We start from the raw sequence: 14,586 nt of genomic DNA, 5'->3' as shown, positions 1-14,586 counted from the left end.
GTTTTTTCATGAAAGAAAAACTCGTATTAGTGGGGAACGGTATGGCCGGCATTCGAAGCCTTGAAAACATTTTAAAAACAGACGGCGAACGATTCGACATGACGGTATTTGGGACTGAACCGCATCCTAACTATAACCGAATTCTTTTATCGAAAGTGCTTCAAGGGGATACGAAAGTCGAAGATATTACGTTAAACGATTGGAACTGGTATCAAAAGCATGATATTCAACTGTTTACAAACGAGACCATTGTGAAGATCGATACAGAGAACCAAACAGTCACCAGTGATCAAGGACGGACCGTGCATTATGACCGATTGATTTTAGCAACAGGGTCACTTCCATTTATCCTGCCAATTCCAGGGAGTGATAAAAAAGGCGTAACGGCTTTTCGTACATTGCAAGACACTGAGGAAATGGTCAATGCCTCTACTACGTACAAAAAAGCAGCAGTCATCGGAGGCGGACTCCTTGGGCTTGAAGCAGCACGCGGTCTATTAAACTTAGGCATGGAAGTGAATGTCATTCACCTCGGCTCTCATTTAATGGAACGCCAGCTAGACCCTATTGCAGGACAGCTTCTTCAAAAAGCATTAGAAGAACAGGGGATGAAATTCCTGCTTGGAAAACAGACAAATGAGATTTTAGGAGATACAAGAGTAGAAGGTTTATTATTTTCAGACGGCACTACACTTGAGGCAGACCTAGTTGTCATGGCTGCGGGAATTAAACCGAGTAAAATGCTTGCAGAAATAAGCGGGCTTGAAGTGAACCGTGGGATTATCGTCAATGATTTTATGGAAACGAGTGTCCCGGGCATTTATGCCGTCGGAGAATGTGTGGAACACAGAGGACAAACGTACGGATTAGTTGCTCCTTTATACGATCAAGCGGCTGTACTTGCCAAGCATGTATGCGGCTTGAACCCTGCTCCATATGAAGGCTCTGTTCTGTCAACACAGCTGAAAGTATCAGGAGTTGATGTATTTTCAGCTGGTGATTTTATTGAAAACGATGAGAAAAAGGCGATTAAAATTTTTGACGAACAAAAAGGCATCTATCAAAAACTCGTTTTCCAGCAAAACCGATTAGTAGGCGCCGTCATGTTTGGAGAAACAAGCGACGGACCTCGTTTATTCTCGTACATTAAAGAAGGAATAGATATGTCGGATATGGAGAAGGTATCTGTCTTAACCTCCAATGATCCGGCGCAAGTAAGCACGATTGACAGCATGGCAAACGACCATATCGTTTGCGGCTGTAATGGCGTGTCAAAAGGGCAGATTGTAGAAGCCATTCAGAAAGAAGGCTTAACAACGTTTCAGGAAGTCAAGCAATGTACAAGTGCCTCACGATCTTGCGGAGGCTGTCAGCCTGTTGTCGAAGAGATTCTTTGGCATACGCTAGGTGAGGATGCAAGCCGGACAGCCCAAAAAGAAACCATCTGCGCCTGCACCACTCTTTCACGAGATGAAGTCATTCATGAGATCAAAGAAAAAGGCTTGCAGCATGTCAAAGAAGTGATGAATGTACTTGACTGGAATACAGAAGAAGGCTGTTCAAAATGCCGACCTGCACTGAATTATTATTTAGGCATGCTTTATCCACTTGAATACAAAGATGAAAAGAGCTCACGCTTTGTAAATGAACGCATGCATGCCAATATTCAAAACGATGGTACCTATTCAGTTGTTCCGCGAATGTACGGCGGCGTCACCAATGCAAATGACTTGAGGAAAATAGCCGATGTCGTCGACAAATATGAAATACCGCTTGTGAAAATGACTGGCGGTCAGCGTATCGATCTTCTAGGTGTCAAAAAAGAAGATTTACCAAAAGTGTGGGCGGATCTAGATATGCCATCGGGTTATGCATATGGGAAATCTTTAAGAACAGTTAAAACTTGTGTTGGAGAACAATTTTGCAGGTTCGGCACGCAGGACTCCATGGCTCTTGGAATTGCACTAGAAAAGAAATTTGAAGGTCTTGCGACACCGCATAAAGTAAAAATGGCCGTCTCTGCTTGTCCGAGAAACTGTGCAGAGTCCGGAATTAAAGACCTCGGTATCGTGGGGATAGATGGAGGGTTTGAATTGTACGCCGGCGGAAATGGCGGCACACACCTGCGGGCTGGAGATTTATTAATGAAGGTCAGTACAGCAGAAGAAGTAGAGCAAATGGCCGCAGCATACCTTCAATATTACAGAGAAACGGCAAATTATTTAGAAAGAACCTCTGCTTGGGTTGAGCGACTTGGCTTAGAGCATATTCAATCAGTACTCCTAGATGATGAAAAACGAGCAGCCTTAATCGAAAGAATGGACATTGCGCTTTCAACATATGAAGAGCCTTGGCAGGAGCTTCGCGAGAGCCAAAAAGACACGAGACAATTATTTCAAAAAGCGACGGCTTCCGTATAAATCAATTGAAGGGATGAGATCATATGACAGTTTCAGTTGTTAAAGTTCACATTGGCACCCTATCAGATTTTCCGCTCCAGCTAGGGAAAACAGTTGAAGCCGGTACACTTGAATTAGCTGTTTTTCAAACCTCTAATAAGCAGTTCAAAGCCATTGAAAATCGCTGTCCACATAAAGGCGGCGTTCTGGCTGAAGGCATGGTCAGCGGGAATCACGTTTTCTGTCCAATGCATGATTGGAAAATTGATCTTTCATCAGGAAACGTACAAGCACCAGACCAGGGATGCGTTAAAACATATGAAACATTCGTTGAAGGGGACGATGTCTTTATTTTATTGCCTTCATAAATGGTTTAGATCCTTCCTTTCATGTAAATGCTGTATATAAATGCAGCAAGAAAGGAAGGAATTTTTGTGCCGTTCGTTAATATTTTGATTGAACTCTTAATCGGATTTTTCGCTTTATTTTTTATTACAAAATTATTAGGGAAAACACAATTTGCACAAATCACACCGTTTGATTTCATTTCTGCACTAATTTTAGGCGAAATGGTCGGAAACGCTATTTTTGATCCGGAAGTCAGGATTCAGCACATTTTATTTGCTGTTGCAGTATGGGGCGTTCTCATTTATACAGTTGAATGGCTTTCACAGCGCTTTAAATCCATTCGCGCTTTTTTAGAAGGAAGACCTACTCTTGTGATTGATAAGGGGAAGATTCACTACAACCGGTTGAAGAAAAATATGCTTGATATCAATCAGCTGCAGACACTGGTTCGCGCAAAAGGCCATTTTGCCCTGAATGAAATTGAATATGCTATTTTGGAAACGGACGGCTCTGTCAGCGTTCTTCCGAAAATGAAATACGCCCCAGCCACAGCCGAAGATGTGAACGTGAAGGGAAAAGAAGTGAAATTGCCTAGAACGTTTATTATTGACGGCGAAATTTTAAAAAAAGATCTTCAAGAAGCCGGCTTTGATGAATCTTGGCTGAATGAGCAATTAAAAAAGCAGCATATTTCCTCTTATCGAGACGTTCTATTTTGTGAATGGATTGAAAATGAAGGGATTTATGCGATGCAATATGAAAAGTCTAAAAAAACATCCACAACATAAAAACGTGGGTGTTTTTTTGTGCGTGTACGGAATAGGATCAAAAAGAATGTTTGATGAAAACGTTCACAAAATGAGGGGGAGATATGTGATGAAATTTAGAAACATATGGATGGTCATGGTCTTGTCTTTCTTTCTTTTTGACCCAGCTTCACTTCAAGCAGCAGAAGCCGGGCATAACCGTGTCCTTGTTGTTGATCAAAAGGGAAGCGGGACATACCGCACCGTTCAGTCTGCCATTGATGCGATTCCAGCAAACAATCAACAACCGGCAACGATCTATATTAAAAATGGCGTATATAAAGAAAAAATATTGCTTCCGCAAAATAAACCACACGTATCCTTTATTGGCGAAAACCAGCACAAAACGATTCTTACGTATGATGATACAAATGCAAGCACCGGCAGTACAACAAACAGCTCAAGCACAATGATTCGTGCAAACGATTTTTATGCAGAAAATATCACTTTTCAAAATACAGCTGGCAGACATGCGGGTCAGGCAGTTGCGCTGTATGTGTCTGGCGACCGGGCTGTGTTCAAACAAATACGTGTGTTAGGCTATCAAGATACACTTTATGCAACAGGCACAGGGCGGCAATATTACGAAAACTGCTATATTGAAGGCACGGTCGATTTTATTTTTGGATCAGCCACAGCTGTGTTTAAAAGAGCTGAAATAAAAAGTCTTGGAAATGGGTATATTACTGCAGCATCCACAACAGAAGCACAAAGGTACGGCTATGTATTCATAGATTCTACGTTGAAAAAGGGAACGGCAGCTGCGCAATCGGTTTATTTAGGACGTCCGTGGAGACCTTATTCGGCTGTGACATTCCTCCATACAAAAATGGATGACCATATAAAAGCCGAGGGATGGCATAACTGGGATAACCGTGACAACGAAAGAACGGCCAGGTACAAAGAATTTGGATCGACAGGAGCAGGAAGCAGCCCAGCAAACCGCGTAAAATGGTCAACCATTTTAACCCAAAATGAAGCAAGTCAAATCACAGTTCAGGCTGTTCTTGGCGGAGCCGATGGCTGGAATCCAGAAAAGAGGTAAAGGGCTTGTCAGTTTTCGTCAAAGAAAGCTGACTTTTCTGTTTAAAAAACCTTTGAGAACAAACGTTCTTTTGTGTATAATGAACATATTCTTCTAAAATTGGCTGCAACAAAAAGGAGGGATTGCGTGAAGCGTTTTTCACAGCTCATGTTTTTACAAATATGTATCCTGTCGATTTTATTTCTCCCTTTTTCAGCGAAAGATGAACAACTCAAAGCTCGTGACGATTCACTTCAATGGATGACAGCTTTAGACGAATTCATACGAACAGCACCTGATTTAGAGGGCGCGATCTCTGGCATCAGCGTCCGCGATACTTCTGACACCTCTCTTCTTTATGAACATCAAGCCGATATTCGTCTTACTCCTGCTTCTAATATGAAACTGCTCACATCAGCCATCGCACTTGATATACTTGGAGAAACACACACATTCCCTACAGACATCTGGATGGATGGTTCCATTCAAAAGAAAACGCTACATGGCAGCCTTTATCTTCGTGGCACCGGCGATCCAACTTTATTAGAGGAGGATTTTGCAGCACTCGCCAAACAGGTCAAAAAGGCCGGAATACATACCATTCGCGGACAGCTTGCGGCAGATGACACTTGGTTTGATGACACGAGATACTCGATTGATCTGCCTTGGAGTGATGAGGATCAATATTACGGGGCACAAATTTCTGCTCTCACGGCTTCACCGAATCAAGATTATGATGCAGGGACCGTGATTCTCGAAGTAAAACCAGGAAAAAAAGCAGGACTGAAAGCCGCCTATGATATGATTCCGAAAACGGATGTCGCTCAAGTCATCAATCAAGTGAAAACAGTTCCAGAAGGCGGAAAAAAGAAAATCTCTTTTAAGCGCTCTCACGGATCCAACAAGATTACGTTGACTGGGACCATTCCGGTTAAAGCAAGCTCATCTAAACAATGGGTAGCTTTATGGGAGCCGGCCGCCTATGCTTTAGATTTAATGAAACGAGCGTTAAAGGCGGAAGGGATTCAAGTAAAGGGACCGCTGAAATCAAAACAAGTTCCTAAAAAAGCCAAAAAAATTGCTTCCCATACATCGATGCCATTATCGGAGCTGCTTGTTCCTATGATGAAATTAAGCAACAATACCCATGCAGAAATTTTGCTAAAGGAACTAGGCAAAAAAGTGAAAAACAAAGGGAGCTTTGAAGCTGGGCTGGACGTCATGAATGAACGGCTTCCTGCGTTTGGCGTTGATCCTTCGCTTGCAGTGCTGCGTGACGGATCGGGGATATCACCTATTAACCTTGTCTCTGCTAACCAGTTCACTTTATTTTTGACAAACATTCAAAAGGAAAAATGGTTTAAAACCTATGAACATGCGCTCCCTTTAGCAGGGGCAAGTGAACGAATGGTGGGGGGAACGTTAAGGAACAGATTGAAGGAACCAGCTACACTAGAAAAAGTACGTGCAAAAACAGGGTCGTTAACAACGGTCAGTACACTTTCTGGATATATTGACACGCAGGGCGGAAAAACGCTCGCTTTTTCCATTTTATTAAATCACCTTGTTGATGACGAAAAAGGGAAAGAGATAGAAGACCGTATTGTCAGCATACTTGCTGAGAATCTTTAGATTTAGAGAGAGAAGGAGAACCATCATGACGTTAGATAATAATCAATCTTTAGTAAAAACCATGTCCATTTTTCTCATCCCGCTTTTGCTAAGTAATATTTTGCAATCGATCGGACAATTAGTGTCTATTGTTCTTGTCGGAAGATGGATTGGAGAGGATGCAGTAGCTGCCATTTCTGCATTCTTTCCGCTTTTCTTTTTACTCGTTTCTTTTTCCATTGGCATTGGATCGGGGAGCTCGATCCTTATTGGACAAGCGTATGGAGCAAAAAATGAACAGAAATTAAAAGAAATTATTGGCACAACGCTTTCATTCACTTTTTTAATCGGAATATCTTTAGCGATCATTGGAGGTTTTTTCGCAACTGATATCTTAAACCTCATGGGAACACCCGCTAATATCGTGGAGGAAAGTGCGGCATATGCCAGAATTCTATTCATCTCAATGCCGATCTTATTTCTTTATTTTGTTTATACGACCTTCTTGAGGGGAACAGGGGATTCGAAAACACCTTTTTATTTCTTAATGATTAGTACGGCAACGAATATTTTGATGCTGCCCATTTTATTATTTGGCTGGCTGGGACTGCCGGCGTTCGGCTTATATGGCGCTGCGTATGCTTCTGTGATTTCAACAATTGTGACGTTTATCATTCTACATATCTACTTATATAAGACAAAGCATCCGCTTCGCATTGATGCATCGGTGAGAAAGCATTTATTAATGAAAGGGGATCTATTAAAAACGTTATTAAAGCTTAGTATCCCATCAAGCATTAATATGATCCTTATTTCTTTATCAGAAATTGCCGTTATTTCTTTCGTCAACGATTATGGATCACAGGCGACAGCTGCCTATGGTGTTGTCAATCAAGTCGTGAGTTATGTGCAGATGCCGGCAGTGAGTCTTGGCATTGCGGTCTCAATCTTTGCAGCACAATTCATTGGTGCAGGGAATATGAATCGACTGAAAGATGTCATTAAAATTGGGTTAGGACTTAACTTTGCCATAGGCGGATGTATCATTATTTTCGTTTATATTTTTGCACCGCAGATTTTATCTATCTTTTTAACAGATCCTAAGACGATAGACATTGCCTATAGTTTGGTCGTCATTACACTATGGAGCTATCTCATTTTTGGAACGGCCCAAATTGTTGCAGCCACAATGAGAGCAAGCGGGACAGTTCTTTGGCCAACGATCTTTAGTATTTGTTCCATTTGGCTTGTAGAAGTACCAGTCGCTTATGTGCTATCACACTATACATCCCTTGGCATTAAGGGAATATGGATTGGCTACCCTGCTGCGTTCTTTGTGAACTTACTCCTCCAATACAGCTACTATCAGCTCGTATGGAAGAAAAAACAAATTGTAGCGCTTGTTCAATCATAATGTGAAAGCGTAAAGCAGCATATACATACGAAGATCTCTCACTTTTAAGGAGGCCGGATCTTCTATGTTTTTGAATCAAAGAAGTGAACTAATCTCGTACAATATCGGTGATTTTTCTTATGCCGGACCAGATTTCCAAGTGTTGACTTGGGGAGAAGGAACGACATTACATATTGGGAAGTTTTGTTCCATCGCAAACGAAGTGAAAATTTTTCTAGGCGGGGAACACCGTACAGATTGGGTCACAACGTATCCGTTTAATCAAATTTTCAAAGAAGCTGTCCACATTAAAGGACATCCCAAATCGAAGGGAGATGTTCATATTGGACATGACGTATGGATTGGATATGGTGCGACGGTTATGTCAGGAGTATGTATAGGAAACGGGGCCGTGATCGGAGCAAATAGTGTGATCACAAAAGATGTGCCGCCATATGCAATTGCCGCAGGAAATCCCCAGCAGCTCATGAAATATCGATTTTCATCCGAAATAATCGAAAAACTGCAGTTATTAGAATGGTGGAATTTGGAGTTTTCAATCATCCAATCTATTTTTCAACTTTTACAATCTCATGATATTGAACGTTGTATAACTGTAATAGAAGATATAAAAAAGAAAGGCTGAGAAAGCCTTTCTTTTTTATGTTTAGCTGAGCCGTATGATGGTCAAGGTAGCACCTGCAGCATCGCCACCGCCAACTAAAATAGCTGTGACAACTGCCCCAAAAAACTGCAGTGAAATGGTGCTTCCAGCTGTTATATTGACGATTAAAGTATTATTGAGAAACGAAGTAGAGATAACCGGTGATTGAACAGAACCAGGCACAGTATCTCCATTTAAAAGCAAACGTGTATTAATTAAAAGAGCTGTTGTGGTGTTGACTTGATACGTAATATAATATTTACCAGTTTGCAAAACGGTAAAAACAGTGCTCGTTCCGTTTGCGGTAAAGTTAGTAATGTTTTGTAAATTCGGCAGAGGAATATTCGTCCCACTAGCTACAGTGATAATGGTAGATCCAGAACTATTAGCAGCATAAAGTGCTGTATCCGTAAAACCACCTGTTCCAGTAGCCCCAGTGACACCAGTAACACCGGTCGCACCAGTAGGTCCGGTTGGTCCGGTGATCCCTGTAGCGCCAGTAGCTCCAGTTGACCCAGTCCTACCTGTGGCACCGGTAGGACCAGTTAATCCAGTACTACCTGTGGCACCAGTAGGTCCGGTAGCTCCAGTGATCCCCGTTGCGTCGGTAGGCCCGGTAGCCCCAGTAATCCCCGTGGCACCAGTAGGTCCAGTTGATCCGGTAATCCCAGTAGCGCCGGTAGGACCAGTTGATCCAGTAATCCCCGTGGCACCAGTAGGCCCAGTGCTGCCTGTAGTACCCGTATCTCCAGTTGATCCGGTAATCCCCGTGGCGCCGGTAGAACCAGTTGATCCAGTACTACCCGTGGCACCGGTAGGTCCGGTAGCCCCAGTAATCCCAGTAGCACCGGTAGGTCCAGTTGATCCGGTAATCCCCGTGGCACCAGTAGGACCAGTTGCCCCAGTGCTACCCGTGGCACCAGTAGATCCGGTAGCTCCAGTAATCCCCGTGGCACCGGTAGGTCCGGTAGCTCCAGTAATCCCAGTAGGTCCAGTGCTGCCTGTAGTACCCGTATCTCCAGTAGCACCGGTAATCCCCGTTGCGCCAGTAGGACCAGTAGGTCCAGTGCTGCCTGTAGTACCCGTATCTCCAGTAGCTCCGGTAATCCCTGTGGTGCCGGTAGGCCCAGTAGCTCCAGTGATCCCTGTTGCGCCAGTAGGCCCAGTAGCTCCAGTGATCCCTGTTGCGCCAGTAGGCCCAGTAGCTCCAGTGATCCCTGTTGCGCCAGTAGGCCCAGTTGATCCAGTAATCCCCGTGGCACCGGTAGGTCCAGTTGACCCAGTAATCCCCGTGGCACCCGTATCACCAGTTGCTCCAGTGATACCTGTAGCACCCGTATCACCAGTTGTTCCGGTGATCCCCGTCGCACCAGTAGGTCCAGTTGATCCAGTAATCCCCGTGGCACCGGTAGGTCCGGTAGCCCCAGTAATCCCAGTAGCGCCGGTATCTCCAGTAGCTCCGGTAATCCCCGTGGCACCAGTAGGACCAGTTGCCCCAGTGCTACCCGTGGCACCAGTAGATCCGGTAGCTCCAGTAATCCCCGTGGCACCGGTAGGTCCGGTAGCTCCAGTGATCCCCGTTGCGCCAGTAGGTCCAGTTGGTCCAGTGATCCCCGTTGCGCCAGTAGGCCCGGTAGCTCCAGTAATCCCAGTAGCACCGGTAGGACCAGTAGGTCCAGTGCTGCCTGTAGTACCCGTATCTCCAGTTGATCCGGTAATCCCCGTTGCGCCGGTAGAACCAGTTGATCCAGTACTACCCGTGGCACCAGTAGGTCCGGTAGCTCCAGTGATCCCCGTTGCGCCGGTAGGACCAGTTGATCCAGTACTACCCGTGGCACCAGTAGGTCCGGTAGCTCCAGTGATCCCCGTTGCGCCAGTAGGTCCAGTTGGTCCAGTGCTACCCGTGGCACCGGTAGGTCCGGTAGCCCCAGTAATCCCAGTAGCCCCGGTATCTCCAGTAGCTCCGGTAATCCCCGTGGCACCAGTAGGACCAGTTGCCCCAGTGCTACCCGTGGCACCAGTAGATCCGGTAGCTCCAGTAATCCCCGTGGCACCGGTAGGTCCGGTAGCTCCAGTGATCCCCGTTGCGCCAGTAGGTCCAGTTGGTCCAGTGATCCCCGTTGCGCCAGTAGGCCCGGTAGCTCCAGTAATCCCAGTAGCACCGGTAGGACCAGTAGGTCCAGTGCTGCCTGTAGTACCCGTATCTCCAGTAGATCCGGTAATCCCCGTGGCGCCGGTAGAACCAGTTGATCCAGTACTACCCGTGGCACCGGTAGGTCCAGTTGATCCAGTAATCCCAGTAGCACCGGTAGGTCCAGTGCTGCCTGTAGCACCCGTATCACCAGTTGTTCCGGTGATCCCCGTCGCGCCAGTAGGTCCGGTTAATCCGGTGATCCCTGTGGCGCCGGTAGGACCTGTTGACCCAGTGCTGCCTGTAGCGCCAGTAGGTCCGGTAGCTCCAGTGATCCCTGTAGCACCGATAGGACCTGTTGGTCCAGTGCTGCCTGTAGCACCCGTATCACCAGTTGTTCCGGTGATCCCCGTCGCGCCAGTAGGTCCGGTTAATCCGGTGATCCCTGTGGCGCCGGTAGGACCTGTTGACCCAGTGATCCCTGTAGCGCCAGTAGGTCCGGTAGCTCCAGTGCTGCCTGTAGCACCGATAGGACCTGTTGGTCCAGTGATCCCTGTAGCACCCGTATCACCAGTTGTTCCGGTGATCCCCGTCGCACCAGTAGGTCCAGTTGATCCAGTAATCCCCGTGGCACCGGTAGGTCCGGTAGCCCCAGTAATCCCAGTAGCGCCGGTATCTCCAGTAGCTCCGGTAATCCCCGTGGCACCAGTAGGACCAGTTGCCCCAGTGCTACCCGTGGCACCAGTAGATCCGGTAGCTCCAGTAATCCCCGTGGCACCGGTAGGTCCGGTAGCTCCAGTGATCCCCGTTGCGCCAGTAGGTCCAGTTGGTCCAGTGATCCCCGTTGCGCCAGTAGGCCCGGTAGCTCCAGTAATCCCAGTAGCACCGGTAGGACCAGTAGGTCCAGTGCTGCCTGTAGTACCCGTATCTCCAGTTGATCCGGTAATCCCCGTTGCGCCGGTAGAACCAGTTGATCCAGTACTACCCGTGGCACCAGTAGGTCCGGTAGCTCCAGTGATCCCCGTTGCGCCGGTAGGACCAGTTGATCCAGTACTACCCGTGGCACCAGTAGGTCCGGTAGCTCCAGTGATCCCCGTTGCGCCAGTAGGTCCAGTTGGTCCAGTGCTACCCGTGGCACCGGTAGGTCCGGTAGCCCCAGTAATCCCAGTAGCCCCGGTATCTCCAGTAGCTCCGGTAATCCCCGTGGCACCAGTAGGACCAGTTGCCCCAGTGCTACCCGTGGCACCAGTAGATCCGGTAGCTCCAGTAATCCCCGTGGCACCGGTAGGTCCGGTAGCTCCAGTGATCCCCGTTGCGCCAGTAGGTCCAGTTGGTCCAGTGATCCCTGTAGCGCCAGTAGGTCCGGTAGCTCCAGTGATCCCTGTAGCACCGATAGGACCTGTTGGTCCAGTGATCCCTGTAGCACCCGTATCACCAGTTGATCCGGTGATCCCCGTCGCACCAATAGGTCCAGTTGATCCAGTAATCCCCGTGGCACCGGTAGGTCCGGTAGCCCCAGTAATCCCAGTAACCCCGGTATCTCCAGTTGATCCGGTAATCCCCGTGGCACCAGTAGGACCAGTTGATCCAGTAATCCCCGTGGCACCAGTAGGTCCAGTGCTACCCGTGGCACCGGTAGGTCCGGTAGCCCCAGTAATCCCAGTAGCCCCGGTATCTCCAGTAGCTCCGGTAATCCCCGTGGCACCAGTAGGACCAGTTGCCCCAGTGCTACCCGTGGCACCAGTAGATCCGGTAGCTCCAGTAATCCCCGTGGCACCGGTAGGTCCGGTAGCTCCAGTGATCCCCGTTGCGCCAGTAGGTCCAGTTGGTCCAGTGATCCCCGTTGCGCCAGTAGGCCCGGTAGCTCCAGTAATCCCAGTAGCACCGGTAGGACCAGTAGGTCCAGTGCTGCCTGTAGTACCCGTATCTCCAGTAGATCCGGTAATCCCCGTGGCGCCGGTAGAACCAGTTGATCCAGTACTACCCGTGGCACCGGTAGGTCCAGTTGATCCAGTAATCCCAGTAGCACCGGTAGGTCCAGTGCTGCCTGTAGTACCCGTATCTCCAGTTGATCCGGTAATACCTGTAGCACCAGTAGGCCCAGTAGGTCCAGTGCTGCCTGTAGCACCCGTATCACCAGTTGTTCCGGTGATCCCCGTCGCGCCAGTAGGTCCGGTTAATCCGGTGATCCCTGTGGCGCCGGTAGGACCTGTTGACCCAGTGATCCCTGTAGCGCCAGTAGGTCCGGTAGCTCCAGTGATCCCTGTAGCACCGATAGGACCTGTTGGTCCAGTGCTGCCTGTAGCACCCGTATCACCAGTTGTTCCGGTGATCCCCGTCGCACCAGTAGGTCCAGTTGATCCAGTAATCCCCGTGGCACCGGTAGGCCCGATAGGTCCGGTAGCCCCAGTAATCCCAGTAGCCCCGGTATCTCCAGTTGATCCGGTAATCCCCGTGGCACCAGTAGGTCCGGTAGCTCCAGTGATCCCCGTTGCGCCGGTAGGACCAGTTGATCCAGTAATCCCCGTGGCACCAGTAGGTCCGGTAGCTCCAGTGATCCCCGTTGCGCCAGTAGGTCCAGTTGGTCCAGTGCTACCCGTGGCACCAGTAGGTCCAGTAGCTCCAGTGATCCCTGTAGCGCCGGTATCTCCAGTTGGTCCAGTGCTACCCGTGGCACCGGTAGGTCCGGTAGCCCCAGTAATCCCAGTAGCCCCGGTATCTCCAGTAGCTCCGGTAATCCCCGTGGCACCAGTAGGACCAGTTGCCCCAGTGCTACCCGTGGCACCAGTAGATCCGGTAGCTCCAGTAATCCCCGTGGCACCGGTAGGTCCGGTAGCTCCAGTAATCCCAGTAGGTCCAGTGCTGCCTGTAGTACCCGTATCTCCAGTTGATCCGGTAATCCCCGTGGCGCCAGTAGGACCAGTAGGTCCAGTGCTGCCTGTAGTACCCGTATCTCCAGTAGCTCCGGTAATCCCTGTGGTGCCGGTAGGCCCAGTAGCTCCAGTGATACCTGTTGCGCCAGTAGGCCCAGTAGCTCCAGTGATCCCTGTTGCGCCAGTAGGCCCAGTAGCTCCAGTGATACCTGTTGCGCCAGTAGGCCCAGTTGATCCAGTAATCCCCGTGGCACCGGTAGGTCCAGTTGATCCAGTAATCCCCGTGGCACCGGTAGGTCCAGTTGACCCAGTAATCCCCGTGGCACCCGTATCACCAGTTGCTCCAGTGATACCTGTAGCACCAGTAGGTCCGGTTAATCCGGTGATCCCTGTGGCGCCGGTAGGACCTGTTGACCCAGTGATCCCTGTAGCTCCGGTAGGTCCAGTTGTTCCAGTGATCCCTGTAGCCCCGGTAGGACCGGTAGGACCTGTAGGTCCAGTGTTACCTGTGGTACCCGCCGCACCGGTAGGGCCAGTTTCACCTGGTGCTGCTAAAAGTGTGTAATCTGGCGACGTATCTGGCGTACCTGAAGGTGGTGCAGAATCCACAATATACGTACCACCACCATAAGTGACCACTTGACCGACTGAATATGTTGGTGCCATAACAGGATCATAGGCTTCAATACCACTTAATCCGATCCCAGTAGGACCCGTAGGACCGGTTTCTCCAGAAGCAGCTAAAAGGGTATAGTCGGGGGAGAGTCCAGGTATACCTGATGGAGCGTCAACATTGGCAATGTAAGTACTGCCATCAAACGTGACCACTTGCCCTGCATCGTAATCTTGTGATTGTGAGGGATTAAAAGGAAGGGCGCCGGTTAACCCGCCAGCAGGTCCAGTAGGTCCGGTTGGTCCAGGGGGACCTGCTGGGCCTGCCGGGCCTCTTGGTCCAGCTCTTTGATTTTGTTTTGATTGTTTTATTCCTTTTGCAATGTGGCAAGGTTGATTCCCTTGAGATGTATTTTGTTTTGAATATTCTTGTTTAATGAATGGACAGTCTCTTTTTCGAGGACGGTCATGACGTGATCTTTTGTAATGAGGCTGTTCATGGTATTTACCGCAAAAGGGACATTTGTGTTCGAATTGATTGTACAAATTGCCCATCTCCTAGAATTGATATTTCATTCTATGTGCAAATTTTCAAATTGGAAGTAAAACCTAGAAAATCATCATTTCGAAAATCATCGAATCAAATCATTTAAATCTTTCATTGATTTGTGTTATGGTGTTGAAAGTATAAAATAGTATGATTTTTGACAGAAATGGGGACATCA

The 14,586-nt window shown here is 48.1% G+C and carries 8 protein-coding genes; 7 read left to right on the top strand and 1 reads right to left on the bottom strand.

From position 1 onward, the window contains the following. Positions 1-8 precede the first annotated feature (8 nt). The 7 genes from nirB to NSU11_RS09435 all read left to right on the top strand — a co-directional run bounded on the left by nirB (position 9) and on the right by NSU11_RS09435 (position 8,227). Positions 9-2,420, top strand: a complete 2,412-nt coding sequence (gene nirB / locus NSU11_RS09465) for a nitrite reductase large subunit NirB (protein ID WP_034621389.1) — start codon at positions 9-11, stop codon at positions 2,418-2,420. A 23-nt stretch (positions 2,421-2,443) separates the two neighbouring features. Next, on the top strand, positions 2,444-2,767 hold the full coding sequence (gene nirD / locus NSU11_RS09460) for a nitrite reductase small subunit NirD (protein ID WP_034621391.1): 324 nt from the start codon (positions 2,444-2,446) through the stop codon (positions 2,765-2,767). A gap of 66 nt (positions 2,768-2,833) precedes the next feature. Next, positions 2,834-3,535 carry a DUF421 domain-containing protein gene (locus tag NSU11_RS09455; RefSeq protein WP_024422641.1) on the top strand — a complete coding sequence of 234 codons (702 nt, stop codon included), beginning with the start codon at positions 2,834-2,836 and terminating at the stop codon, positions 3,533-3,535. Positions 3,536-3,623: 88 nt separating this feature from the next. Then, positions 3,624-4,598: a pectinesterase family protein gene (locus NSU11_RS09450; protein WP_133744093.1), complete on the top strand. Its 975-nt coding sequence runs from the start codon at positions 3,624-3,626 to the stop codon at positions 4,596-4,598. 126 nt (positions 4,599-4,724) lie between these two features. Next, positions 4,725-6,209, top strand: coding sequence for a D-alanyl-D-alanine carboxypeptidase/D-alanyl-D-alanine-endopeptidase (gene dacB, locus NSU11_RS09445; RefSeq protein ID WP_185854472.1), 1,485 nt, complete (start codon positions 4,725-4,727; stop codon positions 6,207-6,209). A gap of 25 nt (positions 6,210-6,234) precedes the next feature. Continuing rightward, positions 6,235-7,602, top strand: coding sequence for an MATE family efflux transporter (locus NSU11_RS09440; protein WP_197172730.1), 1,368 nt, complete (start codon positions 6,235-6,237; stop codon positions 7,600-7,602). 64 nt (positions 7,603-7,666) lie between these two features. After that, a complete protein-coding gene (locus tag NSU11_RS09435; protein WP_311163817.1) occupies positions 7,667-8,227 on the top strand; it encodes a CatB-related O-acetyltransferase in 561 nt (186 codons plus the stop codon). A gap of 21 nt (positions 8,228-8,248) precedes the next feature. On the opposite strand, the gene NSU11_RS09430 is transcribed toward NSU11_RS09435, so the two are convergent. Beyond that, positions 8,249-14,416: a hypothetical protein gene (locus NSU11_RS09430; protein ID WP_342493893.1), complete on the bottom strand. Its 6,168-nt coding sequence runs from the start codon at positions 14,414-14,416 to the stop codon at positions 8,249-8,251. Positions 14,417-14,586: the final 170 nt, after the last annotated feature.

Source organism: Bacillus sp. FSL R5-0712 (genome assembly GCF_038593285.1).
GTDB lineage: Bacteria > Bacillota > Bacilli > Bacillales > Bacillaceae > Bacillus > Bacillus safensis.
This window is presented reverse-complemented; position numbering and strand designations above follow the sequence as displayed.

Excerpts from the sequence above, each read along its gene's own strand:
- NSU11_RS09430 (WP_342493893.1), bottom strand. The coding sequence starts at position 14,416 with ATGGGCAATTTGTACAATCAATTCGAACACAAATGTCCCTTTTGCGGT.
- nirB (WP_034621389.1), top strand. The coding sequence starts at position 9 with ATGAAAGAAAAACTCGTATTAGTGGGGAACGGTATGGCCGGCATTCGA.
- NSU11_RS09450 (WP_133744093.1), top strand. The coding sequence starts at position 3,624 with ATGAAATTTAGAAACATATGGATGGTCATGGTCTTGTCTTTCTTTCTT.
- nirD (WP_034621391.1), top strand. The coding sequence starts at position 2,444 with ATGACAGTTTCAGTTGTTAAAGTTCACATTGGCACCCTATCAGATTTT.
- NSU11_RS09435 (WP_311163817.1), top strand. The coding sequence starts at position 7,667 with ATGTTTTTGAATCAAAGAAGTGAACTAATCTCGTACAATATCGGTGAT.
- NSU11_RS09440 (WP_197172730.1), top strand. The coding sequence starts at position 6,235 with ATGACGTTAGATAATAATCAATCTTTAGTAAAAACCATGTCCATTTTT.